The 18,886-nt window shown below is 48.7% G+C and carries 11 protein-coding genes and 1 pseudogene; 6 read left to right on the top strand and 6 right to left on the bottom strand.

Annotated features, from left to right (window positions below; genetic code table 11):
* Positions 1–282 precede the first annotated feature (282 nt).
* The 4 genes and pseudogenes from cra (at position 283) to KNV97_RS01740 (ending at position 8,013) form a co-directional block, all read left to right on the top strand.
* The gene (cra, locus tag KNV97_RS01755) at positions 283–1,263 is read left to right on the top strand and encodes a catabolite repressor/activator (protein ID WP_136485655.1); all 981 of its coding nucleotides are present in this window, start codon (positions 283–285) and stop codon (positions 1,261–1,263) included.
* 207 nt (positions 1,264–1,470) lie between these two features.
* Positions 1,471–2,613, top strand: a complete 1,143-nt coding sequence (locus tag KNV97_RS01750; protein WP_136485657.1) for an exonuclease SbcCD subunit D — start codon at positions 1,471–1,473, stop codon at positions 2,611–2,613.
* Positions 2,614–2,616: 3 nt separating this feature from the next.
* A pseudogene (locus tag KNV97_RS01745) lies at positions 2,617–5,656 on the top strand (AAA family ATPase).
* 305 nt (positions 5,657–5,961) lie between these two features.
* Entirely contained in the window at positions 5,962–8,013 is a 2,052-nt protein-coding gene (locus tag KNV97_RS01740; protein WP_218561957.1) for an ATP-binding response regulator, read from the top strand.
* 169 nt (positions 8,014–8,182) lie between these two features.
* Here the strand turns inward: KNV97_RS01740 and cqsA are convergent, their stop codons facing one another.
* The 3 genes from cqsA to clcA all read right to left on the bottom strand — a co-directional run bounded on the left by cqsA (position 8,183) and on the right by clcA (position 12,247).
* A complete protein-coding gene (gene cqsA / locus KNV97_RS01735; RefSeq protein ID WP_218562110.1) occupies positions 8,183–9,364 on the bottom strand; it encodes an alpha-hydroxyketone-type quorum-sensing autoinducer synthase in 1,182 nt (393 codons plus the stop codon).
* Positions 9,365–9,594: 230 nt separating this feature from the next.
* The gene (locus KNV97_RS01730; RefSeq protein WP_136485663.1) at positions 9,595–10,578 is read right to left on the bottom strand and encodes a TDT family transporter; all 984 of its coding nucleotides are present in this window, start codon (positions 10,576–10,578) and stop codon (positions 9,595–9,597) included.
* A 235-nt stretch (positions 10,579–10,813) separates the two neighbouring features.
* Positions 10,814–12,247 (bottom strand): H(+)/Cl(-) exchange transporter ClcA, encoded by a 1,434-nt coding sequence (gene clcA / locus KNV97_RS01725; protein WP_136485665.1) that lies wholly within the window; start codon positions 12,245–12,247, stop codon positions 10,814–10,816.
* Between the two features lie 695 nt (positions 12,248–12,942).
* Here clcA and KNV97_RS01720 point away from each other — a divergent pair.
* A complete protein-coding gene (locus KNV97_RS01720) occupies positions 12,943–13,929 on the top strand; it encodes a CobW family GTP-binding protein (protein WP_136485667.1) in 987 nt (328 codons plus the stop codon).
* A gap of 178 nt (positions 13,930–14,107) precedes the next feature.
* On the opposite strand, the gene ylqF is transcribed toward KNV97_RS01720, so the two are convergent.
* From ylqF to KNV97_RS01705, 3 genes are all read right to left on the bottom strand, one after another.
* Positions 14,108–15,052 (bottom strand): ribosome biogenesis GTPase YlqF, encoded by a 945-nt coding sequence (gene ylqF, locus KNV97_RS01715; RefSeq protein WP_136485669.1) that lies wholly within the window; start codon positions 15,050–15,052, stop codon positions 14,108–14,110.
* A gap of 439 nt (positions 15,053–15,491) precedes the next feature.
* Positions 15,492–16,754, bottom strand: coding sequence for a YeeE/YedE family protein (locus KNV97_RS01710; RefSeq protein WP_136485671.1), 1,263 nt, complete (start codon positions 16,752–16,754; stop codon positions 15,492–15,494).
* Positions 16,755–17,079: 325 nt separating this feature from the next.
* The gene (locus KNV97_RS01705; RefSeq protein ID WP_218561956.1) at positions 17,080–17,484 is read right to left on the bottom strand and encodes a nuclear transport factor 2 family protein; all 405 of its coding nucleotides are present in this window, start codon (positions 17,482–17,484) and stop codon (positions 17,080–17,082) included.
* Positions 17,485–17,648: 164 nt separating this feature from the next.
* On the opposite strand from KNV97_RS01705, the gene KNV97_RS01700 reads away from it, so the two are divergent.
* Positions 17,649–18,833: an ABC transporter substrate-binding protein gene (locus KNV97_RS01700; RefSeq protein ID WP_218561955.1), complete on the top strand. Its 1,185-nt coding sequence runs from the start codon at positions 17,649–17,651 to the stop codon at positions 18,831–18,833.
* The last annotated feature ends 53 nt before the right edge of the window (positions 18,834–18,886 follow it).

Raw genomic sequence — 18,886 nt, 5'->3', positions numbered from 1 at the left:
TTGTCACCGCACCTCAGGTGCGGCGCAAGGATTTACCCTGCTTTATCGATGAGCTGAATCGTTTCAGCTTTAAGTTTTAAAAAATTCAGCAAAATCGTCGATTGGCGAAATCATCGTTTGCTTGTTTTAAGGTTTAGTCCAAAAAACACGAGTTGGCTATCAATTTGAGACTTTGCTGAATCCTTTCAGCTTCAATACTGAATCGATTCAGCGTATAATTCAACTTCATCAAGGATCGGAAAGTTATTTCTATGATCATACGCACATTACAGAGTAGTTGATATGACACTAGATGAAGTGGCCAAGTTGGCGGGCGTCTCCAAAACAACCGCAAGTTATGTGATCAACGGTAAAGCACATAAATACCGAATTAGTGAGAAAACCCAGCAGAAAGTGATGGCCGTGGTTGATGAACACAACTACCGTCCGGATCATGCGGCCTCGGCACTGCGTGCCGGAAGCAGTCGCTCCTTCGGCTTGATCATCCCTGATTTAGAGAACACCAGTTACGCTCGTCTGGCCAAACTGCTGGAGCAGAATTCGCGTAAAGCGGGATATCAAATTCTGATTGCCTGTTCAGATGATAATCCAGAGACAGAAATGAGCGTGGCGGATGCCTTGGTGTCGCGCCGGATTGAAGCCTTGTTCGTGGCCAGTACCATGCCGGACGCCAATAGCTTCTATCTTAACATTCAGAAAAGCGGCACCCCGGTCATCGCCATAGACCGTCCTTTAGACGACGAGTACTTTGCCTGCGTGATCAGCGAAGACTTCGGCGCCGCTTTTGAGCTGACCGAATCCTTGTTGGATAAATCGGTGAAATCGGTTGGCCTTATCGGTGCGTTACCGGAGCTGAATATTTCCCAGGAGCGTCAGTTGGGTTTTGAATCGGCACTGAAAGAGAAGGGGATTGACGTCAAGGTTGACTATGGTCAGCACTTCCATCGTGATGACGGCCGGGAGGTGTTTGAGCGCTGGGTTGCCGAGAGCAGTGTGCCGGATGCGGTAGTGACCACATCTTATACCTTGTTAGAAGGGATTCTTGACGTGTTGTTAATGCATCCGGAACTCATGAAAACGATCCGTCTGGCTACTTTTGGTGATAACCGTTTGCTTGATTTTATTCCGACGAAAGTGAACTCGCTGCCTCAGCAGTTTGAGTTGATCGCGGACAGTGCGCTGGCTCTGGCACTCAACGCTTCCGCCAAACGTTATCAGTCAGGTGTTGAGCTGATACCACGTCGTTTAAAAGTGCGCTCCTGAGCCTAATGGGAACGACTTGATAAGCCTGATCCGTAAGTAACTAAATTAGCCGCTAATGCCTTAATGGGCACTACCGGCTAATTGTTGACTGATTGGTATCAATCGGTGGAATCTGGCTCGATCTTTTTCCTTCTCACATCGCAATTCCTGGCAAAACGAGTATCATAGTTTCAAAACACTCATAACTATTCGTTCAACAGGCTGGGAATGAAGTTTCTGCATACCTCTGATTGGCACCTGGGACGCCAGTTCCATAACGTGTCTCTTCTCGAAGACCAACGCGCTGTTCTTGATCATCTTATCCAATACCTGACCGAAAACCCGGTGCATGCGCTGGTGGTTGCTGGTGACATCTACGACCGTTCAGTACCGCCGACGATGGCGATTGAGCTACTGGACCAGGTCGTGTCGCGTATTTGTCACGAACTCGACACGCCGGTAATTATGATTCCCGGTAACCATGACGGCGCCAAACGTCTCGGGTTTGCCGCGCGCCAGATGAAAGGTTCCGGACTGCATATCATTAGTGATTTTGACCAGATGCTCGAACCGGTCGTACTGCGCTCTGATGAAGCTGGTGAGGTGGCCTTTTACGGCATGCCTTATAACGATCCTGAGCTGGTGCGTTATCATTATCAGCAGCCGGTTGCGACTCATGATGAAGCACACCAGTTGCTGTGTCAGCGCATCACAGAACAGTTTGATGCGTCACAACGTCACGTTTTGATCAGTCACTGTTTCGTTGACGGTGCGATGGAATCGGAATCGGAACGTCCGCTGTCAATTGGCGGCTCTGACCGGGTCGATCATCAGCACTTTTTGCCGTTTGACTATGTGGCGCTGGGGCATTTGCATCAGCCGCAAATGAAAGGTGAAGAGTTCATTCGTTATTCTGGCTCGCTGATGAAATACAGTTTCTCCGAGCAACATCAGAAGAAAGGCGTCACTCTGGTTGAATTGAATCAGGATGGATTTGTCAGCGCACAACATATCGATTTACCTTGCCCGCATGGCATGCGTATCGTTGAGGGTGAGCTTGAACAGCTGATTGAACAGGGCAAAACCGATCCGAATAACCACGATTATCTGCTGGTGCGATTGCAAGACAAACACGCCATTCTCGACCCGATGGAGAAACTGCGCAAAGTGTATCCGAATGTCCTGCATCTGGAGAAGCCGGGCATGTTGATCGGGGTTGACCAGGAAATGGGTCGTGCTCGCCTGGCGAGAGGCGAAATGGACATGTTCCGCGATTTCTTCTTAGAAGCGAAACAATCTCCGCTCAGCAGTGAACAAGAACAAGTTATGTCAGATGTGATTCAATCGATTAAACAGGCGGAGCAACACTAAATCATGCGTCCGATTCAATTAACAATCCAAGGTTTTGGCCCGTTTGCAACCCGCCAGGTCGTTGATTTTACCGAGCTTGGTCACGCGCCGTTGTTTCTGATTAATGGTCCGACCGGGGCCGGTAAAAGTTCGATTCTGGATGCTATCTGTTACGCCCTTTACGGTGAGACGACGGGCAGTGAGCGAACCGGCGATCAGATGCGTTGTGATTATGCTGATCCCGAACTGTTAACCGAAATCGAATTTCGCTTTGAACTAAATGGTCGTCAGTTTGTGGTGACTCGCAGTCCGGATCAGGAAGTACCGAAAAAACGCGGCGAGGGCACCACCAAGAAAGCTCATTCCGCCACCTTGTGTGAGTGGAGTGACGGTGAAGAAAAGCTGATCGCCAACCGGCCGAATCCGGTTGCTAAAGCTATGGTTGAACTGATTGGTCTGGATGTAAAACAGTTCCGTCAGGTGATGGTGATCCCGCAGGGTAAGTTTCGTGAATTGTTGATTGCTAACTCCAAAGATCGGGAGCAGATCTTCGGTCAACTGTTTCAAACCCATATTTATACCCAGATTGAAAAAGCCCTGTTTGAACGCGCTGCGGGTATTCGCAAAGAAAAAGATGAGTTTGATAACCAGATCAAAGGCGCGTTGGATGTGGTCTCTGTCAGTAGCGAAGAGGAGCTGCAGGCAGAGAAAAACACCTTGTCGCCGCAGCTCACTGAAGCTGAGCAACATTATCAGGCTCAGCTCAAATTGCGGGACGATTTGAAGCAGCAACACAGTGCGGCACTGGAACTGCAAAGCAAATTTGCAGAGAAAAGCCAGCTTGATGCGCAGTTAAAGGTGCAGGTTGCCAAGCAAACAGAAATCGACCAGTTGCGTCAGAAACGTCAGCAGGCGCAACAGGCGTCTCGCCTTGATTTACCCTACAACGAGTGGATCACCGCACAAAAGCAGAGCGCTGAAGCGCACACTGCATTGACAGCAAAAACGGAACAGTTGAGTAAGGCGCAAATACGCCTTAACCAGGCACAGGAACAACACCATCTTAGTGTGAACCGCTACGCACAAACGGAAGCTTTGTCGGCCCAATTACATCAGCTGGAGATGACCGGCAAAAAATTTGCGGCGCTCGACGAACAGGTTAAACAGCTGAAATCGGCGGGTGATACGCTAAAGACGACGACTCTGGCTCTGCAACAGGCGGAGCAGCGGGTGCAACAGCTGGATAGTCAGATTCAGCTCAAGCGAACTGAACGCGAGACGGCACTGCAGCAGATCGCGACGCTGGATGGTAAGCGCCATTCGCTGCTTACCGTTAATGACCAGATTGAGCGCCGCTTAAGTCAGCAAAAGCTGACTGAGCAACTCAACGTTAAAACACGGCAGCTCAAGCAAGCGAGTGACATTTATCAGCAGGCGCAGCAGCAGACACTGGCGGCAAAGCAGCAGGCTGATAAGCTGGAATATGTCTGGCACACCAATCAGGCCGCTGAACTGGCGCGCCTGCTCCAGCCGGGAGACGCCTGTCCGGTGTGCGGCAGTGACGCTCATCCGCAATTAGCGCAATTTTCAGGTGACGTTGTCACCAAAGAGCAGGTTCAGTCTGCCCGTGAGCAGCAGCAACTGGCCAGTCACGCTGAAATTGAGCGGTATAAAGCGCAGCAGGTACTGGAGAGTGACTGCCAGCATGTGCAAGAGGACTTACAACAACTGGCCGCTGAGATTGAGCAAAAATCCTTGCCGCAGTTAGACGAATTACAGCGTCAGCAACAAACACTCAACGATGAAATCACCCGTTTATCGGCCATCAATCCGGCGCAGATTGAGCAGCAGCTTAGTGCACTGGAAGTTCAATCTCAGCAAGCGAAGCTGGACTTAGAGTCCAGACTGTCCGCCAAGCAGGCGTGTGACAAGGCAGTGACAGAGGCTCAGACCCGGGTGGATGATCTGCAGCGGGACATTACCTCCGAATTCAGTCATGTTGATCAGGTCAGACAAAAATACAGTGAAGTGCAAAAGCAGATAAAAGTGCTGACGGATGCTGAATTACAAGCGCGTACAGCGTTAACTGAGGCGCAAAATCAGCATTCATCGGCACAGGCTTCGCTGACCAGTGCGAAAGAGCTGCTCGACTCCTGGCACAAAGAGCATGTACGTAGCGAGCAGCAGTGGCAACAGTCGCTGGCTGAAACCCGCTTCGCGGACAGTGCCGCTTACCTGTCAGCCCGTTTGGATGATAAGGCTTTATCGCTCATTGATGAGCAGATTCGTCTGTATGATGAAGGGCTGGCGACACTGCGTGGCAAACTGGAGAGTGTCACTCAGATTGTGGCCGATAAACAGCAGCCACAACCAGAGCTGACCGAAAAAGCGCTTGCCGAACAGCAACAAGTGGTGACTGACAGCTTTAACCGTCTGGCCGAATTACGTTCACGCATGGACAGCCTCAAGCAAGTGGAACAAAAACTGGCTAAGCTGTATGAGAAAAATGCTCAGCTTGAAAAAGAGTATCAGGTTTACGGTACCTTGAGCGACATCGCCAACGGTCGTACCGGTGCCAAAGTTAGTCTGCACCGTTTCGTGCTCGGGGTGCTGCTGGATGATGTATTGATCCAAGCATCACAACGTTTGCAAAAAATGAGTAAGGGTCGCTATCTGTTAAAGCGAAAAGAAGAGCGCGCCAAAGGTAACGCCGGTTCCGGCCTTGATTTGATGGTTGAAGATGGCTATACCTCAAAAGCACGCGATGTGGCGACGTTGTCGGGGGGGAATCTTTTATGGCGGCACTCTCGCTGGCACTGGGTTTGTCTGATGTAGTGCAGTCTTATAGCGGTGGTATTCGTCTCGATACGCTGTTTATCGATGAAGGGTTCGGCAGCCTGGATCCGGAATCACTCGATCTGGCGATTCAGACCTTAGTTGACTTGCAACAGGGGGGCGCACAATCGGGATCATCTCCCATGTTACTGAGCTCAAAGAACAGATTGCGTTGCGTCTTGATGTCGAAACCGAAGGGCGTGGCAGTAAAATTCGCCTGGTTGCCTGACCTGACGGTAACGTTTTATGTGCAGCCAGTTTTTATCTCACGGTAAAGTTGGATGTCATGGTAAAGCTTGATGTCACCACAAGCTTTACCGTGACAGTAAGATCTGGTGCAACAAAAATGCGTAACGTACGATAAGTGCCTGTCGGAACACCAAATAGTGACGTGGGCAGATTGATACTATTGTGCTACCTATTTAGTAATCGAAATTGATATAAAAAGGTGGCATAAAAGTGATTCAATGAATATCTGTGTATAAATCATTCAATTGTACGTATAATCCTAGGGTCTTTTTTCGGTAAGAGTGCATGGACGTAGTTAAGAAAATATACCAGTATGCTGAGCCAAACCTGACTCTGGTCGGTTGGATGGGGCTTGTCGGCTTTCCGGTGTACTACTACATCTGGGCGTTTTTATTCCCGCAGCCATATGAAAACATCTGGCTGCGGTTGTTCTGTTCCTGTCTGTTTGCCGGTATCGCATTTCGCAACAGTTTGCCCAAACTGATGCAGCGTTATATGCCTTGTTATTATCTGCTCAGCATCAGCTTCTGCTTACCGTTTTTCTTTGCTTACATGTTGCTGATGAACGATTGGTCGACGGTGTGGGCGATGTCGTTTATGGCGTCTATTTTTCTGCATATCCTGCTGGTGCATGAGACCAAGGTGATGCTGCTGCAGGCGTTGTTGTCTGTCCTCGCAGCCTACCTGGTGACGTATTGGGTACGCGATGAGTCTTTGACAGACTGGATCTTATGGCCTTACGTACCGATTTTTCTGTTTACCTATGTGTTTGGTAACCTGTTCTACTTCCGCAATCAGAGTTCGCATGAGTCCAAAGTGTCGATAGCGAAGTCATTTGGCGCGGGGATCGCGCACGAGATGCGTAATCCGTTGAGCGCCTTAAAGTCTTCTGTGGACGTTTTGCGTACCATCTTGCCGGCGCAGTCCACTGACCAACGGCTGGGCGCTCATATTGATGGTCAGGATCTGAGTCTGTTGTACGAGATTCTTAAAAATGCCGACGATGTGATTCATTCGGGTAATGAGACTATTGATTTACTGCTGACATCTATTGATGAGAACCGAGTTTCAACGTCGACGTTTAAAAAGCAGCGCGCAGAGCTAGTGGTCAGCCATGCACTCAAATCGTTTTCGTACAAGCGATCGCTGGATCGTCAGGCGGTGAGCCTGAGCGTTGAGGCAGATTTTGATTTTTTTGGTAGCGATACGTTATTAAAATTCGCGTTATATAACTTACTCAAAAATGCGTTTTATTATCAGAATGGCGAACAGTTTGCGATTGATGTGACCCTGACCCGTGATGCGCAACACAACATGATCAAGGTGCGTGACAACGGAGTGGGTATTGCTCCGGACAGGCTGGAAGAAATTTTTAAAGACTTCTATACCTTTGGCAAAAATGGCAGCTATGGTCTCGGATTACCGTTTTGCCGCAAGGTCATGAAATCGTTTGGCGGTAATATCAGCTGTGAATCTGTGTTGGGCGAGTGGACGGAATTTATCCTCAGTTTTCCTGCCTATCACTCTGAAGTCGTCGGTCATATTAAGCTGGACCTGATGAAAACTAAAACGGTGCTCTACGTAGGCGATGACGGTTTGCTCAGCCGTCATTTAAGTGAACAGTCTTTTTATCAGGGCTTTCGTCTGCATTTATTGACCCTGGCGGAAGCGTTACAACGTGAAGAGTATGAGCTGGAATATGATCTGATTCTGATCGATCTGGAACAGGTCAACGGTCAGTGGCAGTCGATGGTGGAGTTGGAAACTAAGTTACACGCGACTGAAGCCAAAATCGCCTATCTGTACGACAAGCAGAATCGTTATCCAATCAACATAGAACGTCATCTCAAAGTCTTTCCGCTTGAGATACGCCAACTGTTGATGGATACCAATCAGCAGCTTGATCATCTGTTTTTTGAAGCGGAACCGCTGTTGCCGGATCACAATGTGGTGCCGCTGAAAAAAACCAGATGTGAACGTCGTATTCTGGTGGTGGACGATAATCAGTCGCTGCGTACTTTCACCGCCTTGCTGCTGGAAAAGCAGGGCTATGAAGTGATTCAGGCCAATGACGGCCAGCAGGCGCTGGATGAGATGGAACACAATACTTTCGACTTGGTGTTGATGGATATCGAGATGCCGGTTATTGATGGCCTCGCCGCGACCAAAGCGATTCGTGAATCTGATAAACCGTACCGTCATGTGCCGATTGTGGGTCACACCGGTGATAACAGCCCGCTGACGATTGAAAAGATTCAGCAATCCGGTATGAACGATTACATTGTTAAACCGGCTGATAAAGATAAGCTATTGGGTAAACTGGCCAATTGGATCTAGCTCCTTTATCAGGAGCCGGATCCTGTTGTATACCCGTCTGATTAACCGCACCAGGTTAATAAAAATAAACCTGAATAGTGCAACTATTATTTCGTAATGAAACGATTGCTTCTTAATGAAACTGTCGCTTCTTAATGAAACGGTTGCTGGTTAATGAAACAATTCCTGATTAATAGAAATAAACATCCCCGCTTTGTTGCGCCTGATGGCAGACAGACACGATTTTATCGATTTGCTGCTCGGTGACCGAACTGGTGACCGACAAACGGATAATGTTTCTGTTTTTGGCCGTTGCCGGCCGGCAAAATACCGCGCCAAAGATGCCATTTTGCTCCAGATAGTCACGCGCTTTCTCCGTATTACGTTCATCTCCGGTTTCCAGCGCAATAATTTGTGACTGGCTGCGTGTCGTTATCCCGATATTATTCAGCGCCTGGTTTAGCATGCGGGCATTATTAAATAATTGCTCACGCTTTTTGTCGGCACTTTTTATCACGTCCAATGTAGCCTCAAGCGCCGCGATTTCATACGGCAGAATGGTCGAACTGAATATGGCCGGATAACCGACAAAAGGAATACACTGGTTCGCGCAATTGTTGGTCCAGATAACCCCGGCACGGTATGCGAACGTTTTTGCCAGGCTGGCAGTCATAAAATCGACCTGGGAAGAAAGGCCAAGCTCGGCAACTAATCCCGCTCCCTGAATACCGTGTGTGCCGATGGAATGCGATTCGTCGACCAGAATGGCGCACCCGGTTTCCTGCGCAATGGCTACGATATCCACCAAAGGCGCAACAGTGCCGAGGGTGCTGTAGACGGAGTCGACTGCGATCAGCCCTGGCCCGTTGCGCTGTATCAGCTTGCGCAGATGATCGCAGTTATTATGCATAAACGGATGTAGGTTCGCACTGGCGTAACGAGCACCTTCCCACAGTGACATATGAGCAAAAAAATCGATGTAAACGTGGCTGTCTGGTGGACAAATAGTTTGCAATAGCGCTGTGTTGGCGTTCCAGCCGGACTGCGACAACAGACATGAATCAAAATGGACATAATCTGCCAACTGTTGTTCAAGACTGGGTTTGGACGCCTGGTCCTGGAGGAAAATGGCTGACATAAAAACACTGTCCTGTGTCTCATCGATAGCCTTTTTCAGCCGTGCTTTAATCAGAGGGTGGTTAGCCAGGCTGAGATAATCATTGCTTTGCAATACAATATCTCCGTATTGCGGCCTTGTTCCCAATACCAGATGTTTACCGTTCTGGTTGGGATGAATTAAATCTTCAATAAAGAACTCTAACCGACGCTGAATAAAATCAGGCAGGTAATGGATTTTGGCATTGGTGTTCATCATCAATATCCTTGTTATGTGAAAATAATGCCAGCTGACAAGAGATATATGGATGATATTTGCAGCGACGTCACCTACGTAAATTGATTATTTTGGAAGCGATGGCAAACTGAGTTATATTGAGTTGTCTATTAAGAAAGAAACCTTACACTCAGAGAGTGTAAGGTGATTGTTTTCCGTTTCGGGCACAGTGATTTGGCCCTGCCAGACGTAATGGTCGTGGTCATTTTTTACTTAGGTAGACCGTTATTTGATGTGTTGTTCTTCGGCGGGAATAATTCAGGCCAGTACATTCTAACGTAACCGATAGAAACCCATAAAACTAATCCGCTCGCCACACTCAGTTCAAATAACCCAAATTTATGCAGCCAATGCCAGTGTGGAAAGTCGTGCTGAAAAAAAGTCGTCAGGCGGTGCATCGCAATGGCACTGATGACGGAAGGGAAGGTGACCGCTGCGATGGACGGCTGAAATTTCAGTTTCAGCAGGCGGAAGTAACATAAATAGATCAGCAGAGTCATCGTAATTGCTATCCCCGCCAGTGCGCCGGTCAGAATAGGATCCGGATGGGGAAAGTTCACCAGGTAACTCGCCAGCGTCAGGTTGATCGGTGCCGCCATAATGGCCAGTGTTGGCCGGGCGCGCCGCGGCAGCATGCCTTCAAACACCAGTCGGTACAATACCAATGGCAACATGAAGAAATAGATCCCAATACAGACCGACACCAGGGTTTCGGAAAACAGAGTATGACCGAACTGGGTTCCAGCCAGGGAACTGCTTATCAGACCAACCGGATAGAGAAACCAGCTCGGCACAATGTGCGACATTCTGAAATTGAGCAGTTGGAAGCTGAAAAACAGCACCATCATGGTCAGGTGCAGTAGCAATGCAATAGCCCAGATAGGATAGGCGATCAGCGGTGAAATCAATGCCAGATAATCGCACAGAATCAACAGCGCCATACTCATAGGTGCCATCAGGCTGCCGGAAAGCGGATCGCGGATATCGCGCATGAATGTCGAATAACTGGTCAGGTATCGCGCCAGTACCGGCAGCAACAGAATGGCACCGGCAACTACCATGTAGGGGCGTAATACTGAGCCGATTTGTGGCAGATACAAATCCCATGCCTGGCCAAGCCCTATAAGTCCTAATGCCAGGGCCGCTTGGGAAGGAGGAACACTTTGTACCTGAATCAGCCTTTTCCAGTTCAACGCCAGACTCCGTTTAATTAAGGTCAAGTTGCGGCGAACGTGGAAGGAATGAAAAAATCGCCGCACAGCAAAGATTTAATGCGCGGCGATTCTATCAATTTTTAGCAATCAGTGTGTAACAATAGATGTATAACTGTCACAAAACCGTGAACAAGTAGCAATGAGTGGCATTATTACCTGAACCAATTTTTGTCTGAACCACTTTTATCTGAAAGCATTTAGTCATAGTCGTATATCATGCTGATTCTGTGGCGGCTTCTTTTACCGGAGTTGCTTGTTGTGGTGGTAAGTCTTGCTGACGTAGTTTGTCGTTTTTCAGTGTGCGGTGCAGCAGTTGGCTGTAAATTGGCTGTCCGCCAAATAGCTGTGCGAAGGTACCTGCACCCAGACAAGTAATGATCAGTGGCAAAATCAGGTAGTAGTTATTGGTCATTTCAATCACCAGCAGGATACCAGTGATCGGCGCCCGCACCGTTGCTGCGAACAGTGCACCCATACCAGCAATCGCAAACATACCTGGCTCAATCCCAAGTTCCGGCAGCATGCTTTGCACGATAAGACCGAACGCATAACCGAACAGTGTACCCAGTGCTAGCATCGGCGCGAAGATACCGCCCGGAGCGCCGGAGCCGAAACAGATCAGAGTGGTCAGAATACGGCCCAGGAACAACAATAACAGCAGGCCAGCACCGTAACCGCCGTTAGTAATGGTCGGGATGAGTGCAATACCGCCGCCGGTCAGTTCAGGAATATACAGCAGAGTTAACCCAAAACATCCGCCCAGCAGTGAGCCGGTAATCAGATAGCGGCTACGGGTATTTTTATGAATTTTAACAAAAATATCCTGGGCTGTGGTGATCAGCTTATTGAACAGCACACCAAAAATGCCAAACAGAACACCAAGTAGTAAAAACAAACCTAACAAAGGTAAGTCCGGTGCGTGGTATTGCGGCATGGTGATCACGGCATCCTGGCTGTTGACGCTGCGAAAGACAATGTTGGCTGCGACCGACGAAATAATGACCGCACGCACGGATATCAGGGTATAGCGAAATTGCGGACGCATCTCTTCCATCACAAACATAATGCCAGCTAAAGGTGCGTTAAATGCCGCGGACAGACCACCGGCTGCGCCGGAAGCCAGCAGAGAATGGCGCGTATCGTCATTTTTGATGCGGAAAATGTCCGACACCATGCGACCGATGCAGCCACCCATCTGCACAGTTGGCCCTTCACGGCCAAGAACCATACCTGAACCCAGCGCGCCCATACCACCAAAGAACTTGACCGGCAGCACTCGCCACCAGCGTACAGGGCGCATGCCATCCATCGCACCTTCGATTTCCGGGATACCAGAGCCGGCAGCTTCTGGAGCAAAACGGTGCACGAGAAAATAGCCGATAAAGGCCAGAGCAGCACTGATCAAAAAGGCGGCCAGCCACAACGGCAACATGTTACCAATTTCACTGCGCAGCCAGTCGGTACGGGTTTCCGAGACAAAATGAACCGCTTGTTCGAAATAAGTACCGACGATGCCTGAAAGAATACCAACGATAAGGGAGAGGAACAGGACGGAAGCGGGGGTTTTTTCTTTAGAGAGAAATTGATTAATTGCATCTTTTGGAACTTTGGAAAGTAAACTGTACTTCAACTTCTCACTCTTCGTCATGAAAATAAGGCCTCAAGGGTTGGGAATTCAGGGGGTGGCCTTGAATTATACTCGCCACATCATTCAACTATAGCGACAAGAATGCAATATTGATTTTCATATATGATTGATTTCGCTAAAATTCTAAAAACCATGCAATGATCATCAAAAATATGCGAAAAAACTTGTCTTTTCAGCGTAATGAACCATATTTAAAGGGTAAGGCAGATTTGATTATTTCGAAATGGAGGAATTGAAAGGCCTTACCTACAATTTGGATGGATTCAAAAAGTACTTCAAATCAAATGTCCTCGCCAATGGTCAGTTTGGTACACAGAACAGACTGACTCGCAGACTCACGATTGAGTTCCGGGGAAAAGAGGCGCGCTATAGTCAGTGCGCCTTTTGCTATTTACGGTATCTGTTTCTATCTGACTCGTCGGTTTCTGTTACGGTATCTGTTTCTGGTTATTTCATTAGTACCTGAATTTTTTGCCGCTTGCTATTCACTCTGTTTGTCTGTTTTATCTATGCACAGTCGCCAGCCTGCCTGAGAAATATTGATAAGGTGTATCAATATTTTGTTTTGATGTCGAAAATTGAGTGGATATAAAAAGCGCGGCTAACTCGTTTATCTAGCAATAGTTTTTATCTCGTAATAGTTTTTTACTCGCAGCTGGTTTGAACGTTATACTATTACAAAAGGGAGTATAACCATGACTGCAAAAGTTCCGACCAACATAATTACCGGGTTTCTCGGTGTAGGTAAAACCACCAGCATACTTAACCTGCTTCGTACTAAACCCAGCGATGAAAAGTGGGCGGTACTGGTTAACGAGTTTGGTGAAATTGGTATCGACGGCGCTATGATGTCCGAGCAAGGGGCGCTGATAAAAGAAGTGCCGGGCGGCTGCATGTGTTGCACTGCCGGTGTGCCAATGTCCGTGGGAATCAACGCACTGCTGCGGCAAAAGCCGGATCGTTTGCTGATTGAACCGACCGGGCTCGGCCACCCGAAACAAGTGATTGCCACTCTGACGTCCGAGCAGTATCTGCCATATGTGGATTTGAAAGCGACGATTGCGCTGGTTGACCCGCGCAATCTGCGTAACGAAAAATACATCAGCAACCAGAACTTTAATGATCAGCTTGGCAGCGCCGAGGTGATCATTGGTAATAAAGTTGATGAATGCGATGTGGATGATATCGATGCGTTTAACGATTGGGTTACCGACCAGTCTCCGTCCAAAATCTTCCATAAGTTGGTATCGCGCGGGCAACTGCCGCTGGAAATACTGGATATTGAACGTTTGGTGCCGGAGCAAGTGGACGCGCGTGATGCCCATCATCACCATCACGCAGAGATGGAGCCACAGTTTGAACTGGATCCGAAGCAACCTTATGTACGCCGTGAAAATCAGGGGCAGGGCTATTTCAGTTGTGGCTGGCTGTTTGGCGCTGAATTTGCGTTTGGCTTTGATGAGCTGTTCTCTCTGTTCAGCGATCTTAAAGCGGAACGGATTAAGGCTGTGGTGAATACAGACCGTGGCTGCTATGCGTTCAATGTGTCTCAGGGTGTGGTTTCCGTCAATGAAATGAGCCTGGAAGGTTTTGAGTCGCGGATTGAATTGATTGACTCACAGCTGATGCCCTGGCAACAACTGGAAGATATTTTGGTGAAATTGGCGGGAATTAATCGCTAATGGGGAGATCTTCAGGAGTGAATGAGTTTTTAGCTTCCTGGCTGTGAACTGAATCAGTCTGTCAATCTCATTGATACCAATACGAAAAGGGCGCTTAGATAGCGCCCTTTGTCTTACAAAGTCAGTGTCATAAAAAAGTCAGTCACAGGGATGGATAGCGCCATCTCTGCATGCGCGCTTAACGTTTGTTACGTAGGTAACGCTTGCGACGCTCTTCTTTGCGCTTTGCTTTCTCTTCTGCTTTACGAGCTTCTTCGATTTCAACCTCAATCAGCTCTTGCGTGATCATTTCCGGTAATTCGAGCGTGATTTGGCCAATCACTCCCTGGCGAAGTTCATGCAGCAGAATTTCTGATGCTTTATGCAGGTCAACACGGCCACCGGCACGCAAGGCGCCACGCTTACGGCCAATCGCTTCCATCCATTCAACATCTGACTCAGGCGACTCATCGATTTGGTAACGCTCTTTGAGTTTTTCCGGATAGTGAGCGGCGAGATACTCCACCGTATAGAACGCCACTTCGTCATATTCCATCGCGGTATCTTTCACTGCACCTGTTGCGGCAAGGCGGAAACCGCTGTGCGGGTTTTCAACTTTTGGCCACAGAATTCCCGGAGTATCAGACAGTACGACGCCATTTTGCAGGTTGATACGCTGCTGACGGCGGGTTACCGCAGGCTGATTACCCGTTTGCGCAATCACACGTCCGGCCAGGGTATTGATGATGGTGGACTTACCCACGTTGGGGATGCCCATGATCATGGTACGAATGTTCTTGCCGATCTCTTCACGGTGCGGTGCCAGCTTACGGCACAATTCAAGAATTTTATGCACTTCCTGCACGTTGGAGGTGGTGACCGCCATGGCTTTAACGCCTTGCTCTTTTTCCAGATGCTCAATCCAAAGTTGCGTCATTTCCGGGTCGGCCAGATCGCGTTTGTTAAGCACTTTAACGACCGGTTTATCACCACGCAGACGTGAAATCACCGGGTTCTCACTACTGAACGGGATACGTGCGTCCAGTACCTCGATGATGACGTCTACCTGAGGGATCGCTTCTTCGATTTCCTTGCTTGCTTTATGCATGTGGCCAGGAAACCATTGGATATTGTTGTTAACCATTTGAAAATATTGCCTTTTAATTTAATGGTTTTGTCTGTGGTAAAAAGCTGGAAATAACAGACGATTGGATGAGAATCGCAGGCCTGCCAAAAGAACAACCTGTGCTTACCCGCCGCCACAGCACGTTTTAATCTGGCAATATTACCACTTAATTGACCCTGCTGGAATCCGCTCTCCGCTTATGGGCGAGACTGTGATGACATTTGAGCGGTTTAGCATAGAGTGACTTTGTTCAAGCATCGACTTCGTCTTGTTTTAAGACACATTGAGCCGCGTGAAATTTAAACACGCTTTGACAAAGCCCAATCTGCCCAGGCAAAAATAAAAACGCCGCGTGGGATACACGGCGTTAAAGGAGTTTTGGCTAATCTCTAAATTCTTCTCATCACCTAGCTTTGCCAAATAACTAGATGGGAACTGGATTAGCGGCGCGGAACAATCAGCACTGTTTTAAAACAACGGCTTGCAGACGGTTGCCCAGCACGCCACCGATCAACAATACAATCAGGAAAACCCAGCCTGAAAGAGAGAAGTTGACGATAGGCGTAAACAAAGCGCCGACGTTACAGCCATTGGCAAAACGGGTACCAAAGCCCATCAGCAGGCCACCCAGTGCAAATAACGCATAGTGGCGAACGGAGTAATTGGTTTTCAGCGACAGGGAAAATTTACCCAGAAATAGCACTGCAACTAAAGTACCGATCATGATCGCCAGGTTCTGCACGCTGACGCCGTGTTCGAGAAACGGCAGGTTAAACAGCGCTTCCGGACGGTGAGTAAACGCAGCAATATCCGCTGAACTGACACCAAACACCATCAGCAGTTTACCAAACCAGATACCGAATGGCGTTGACGCCCCCCAGCCAGATCCGGTTGAGACCATCATGACACCAAACACCAGTGCGATAACCAGAGCAGAGGTATTCATTTGCCAAACATTACCTAACCAGCGCTGGTAGTTTTCTTTGCTGAAAAGCGTCGCGTTAGTGCTTGGTTTTGGCTGTTGCGCGCTCTGTTCACGCAGCATTTCACCGTCTACACCATAGAAGGTACCGGCTTGCTCACGGCGCGCCTGATATTTACGCGCAGCCAGAATCACGATTGAAGCAAAAACAATGGTTACGACTACTGACATAAAGTAGCCATTCAGCGGATCCCAACTGAACAGATCTGGCAGGAATACCCCTTTACCGGCGTAGCTCGGGCTCGATATTACGGTGTGTGTAATCCATTCCTGAGTGGATTGCAGCGGGAATCCGAAGAAAACACCAGCACCGAAAAACAGCAGGGTAATCAGTGCGCGAGGGATGTCACCGACCATCTCGACCATTACCCCAGTGGCGCAGCAACTTGATAAGCTCATGCCAGCGCCGAACATGACGCCGCCAACCAGCAGACCGATGTTGATTGGGTTAACCCAGAGGCGGTAGTCGCCAGCATCAGCATTAAACAGAATGCCTGCGTTGACCACAGCGGTAACCACAAACATAAACATCAGCGTTTGCAAAAGCTGGGTTGAGCCGCGGCGATAAGCACGATTGACACTGCCCGCAAACCCCAGTGAACCTTTGGTCAGGGCGAAGCCCAGCGCCAGACCCATGAGCAGGCGCATAAACAGCGATGCGTCTTTAAGCAGAGTTGCGCCAAGCAGCAGAGCTACGAAGGCAATCGCTGCTCCCCACCATGCTTGTACTTTATTCATATGTAAAACCTTACTTACCAACAAGTTGGAAATTGGAACAGAAAAGGCACGTAGACTAACATGGCGTGGTTTTGTGACGCAGGTCTATAATTAGAATGAATCGTTATAAGATAAACGATGATTAATAGGATTGTTACTATCTTGTCGCCGCAATTTACCCAACTGACCGGGCGCAGTCGTCAGGCCTGCATAGTCAGCGGACAGACGCAAGTGGTCATGGTAGACACTTCATCCTGATAACAAAATAGAGAGCAGAACCTGGTGTTCTGCTCTCTGTCTGCTCTTGTTCCTGACTCGTTTATTGTTAAGTGACCTCTCCGTGAGTTCAAACCTGCTCGCGGTTGATCTCCGGCGTTAAGATCCACTCCGCGCTGTCATTAAGCACATCCATCTTGGTGATTTTACCATTCTTCACCTCAAAGCGGTCAGTATAGCGGTTGCCATTAAAGTGGCGGCCATCCGGCCATTGTCCGTACAGATAACCAATCGAATAGACGACGCAGTGATCGGCTTTCTGCACCGCGTCATACTGCACAATATCTTTCTTTATCCATTGATAGCGCTGTTGATTGAAGGCGGTGATGGCCTGTGCGTTGGCCATTTCTCTGCGCCCGGTAAAAGTGATCTTGACCTGCTCATCCATAAAAGTAGCGGCGGTTTCCGGATCCGGCTTCATTGAGGCCTCCAAAAACTGGCTGACGATTTCTACTGCTTTGTCTGTTTCTGACATGGCGTCTCTCCTTGGTTGGTTATTAATGGTGCAAACGAATCTGATTTGGATCTTTTTGTGCAGATTTCTTGGCAAATTCCACGAAATTCGGTACTTTTCGTCTGGCACTCAAATTGCTAGCAATAATTATGCAATGGCTAGCAATTAATGAAAAGAGGGATCTTATGAAACGTTCAACAATCAACAAACTGGTTAAACACGGACTTTCGGTGGGTGTCACGGCAGCACTGTCCATGAGTACGTTGGCTGCATATGCTGCCGAACCGATCAAGGTCGGATTGGTCGCGGCGCTGTCAGGCCAGTCTGCCAAATCGGGTGAGGCGATTACCCGTGGTTTGGTTATCGCTATTGATGAAATTAATCAGGCAGGCGGGGTGTTGGGGCGCCCGCTGGAGCTGGTACGGCGTGATGATGAAAGCAATCCGTCGAAAGGGTTGCTGGCTGCCCGCGAGCTGATCCAGAAAGAAGATGTCGCTGTGCTGTTTGGCGGTTTGGATACGCCGGTTTCCCTTGCCATCGTGCCTGTTGCTAACCGAATGAAAATGCCGTTTATGGGGGGTTGGGCGGCGGGTACGCCTATCACCCAGAATGGCGCCAAAGAGAATTATGTATTCCGTGTTTCGGCGGTGGATGAAGTGGTTGATGAAGCGCTGGTGCAATATGGCATTGACAACTATGCCATGAAAAAGCCGGGTATGTTGCTGATTAATAACCCTTGGGGAGAGTCAAACGAGAAGGGATTCCGCAAGGCATTGCTGGCGCGCGGTCTGGAATACAGCGGGATAGAACGTATTGAGTCTGGTGATGTTGACTTAGTGCCACAACTCACCCGGCTGAAAGAAAAAGGTACCGATACCTTGCTGATGGTGGCTAACGTGGCACCTTCAGCACAAGTGGTGAAATCACTGGAGCGTATGGGTTGGGACGTACCTGTTGTTTCTCACTGGGGCCCGGCGGGCGGCCGGTTTGGTGAGCTGGCCGGACCGACGGCGGATCGGGTGCATTTTATTCAGACCTTTACGTTTACCGATACTCAATCGGGGAAAGGCGGTGAAGTGTTTGGTAAATTGCAGGCGAAATTCCCAGAAATCAAAAGTGTGGCTGATGTGACACCGGCCGTGGGCATTGCCAATGCGTACGATGCGATGCATTTGACCGCGCTGGCGATACAAAATGCAGGTTCTACTCAAGGCAGTGCCATTCGTGACGGTTTCTATCGTATCGATGATTATCAGGGCTTGATTAAAGATTTTAAACGGCCTTTCACCCAAACCCAACATGATGCGATTGGTGCCAAAGATTATGTTTTCACTCATTTCGTCAATGACCAAATCGTACCGGTTCAGTAACTCGCACTGAACGGTGGTCAGTCAATACAAATATTTGGTCAGTCAATACGGAT

Source organism: Vibrio ostreae, assembly GCF_019226825.1.
Lineage (GTDB): Bacteria > Pseudomonadota > Gammaproteobacteria > Enterobacterales > Vibrionaceae > Vibrio > Vibrio ostreae.
Note: the sequence above shows the minus strand (reverse complement) of the source record. Positions and strands in the feature narration are given on the sequence as shown.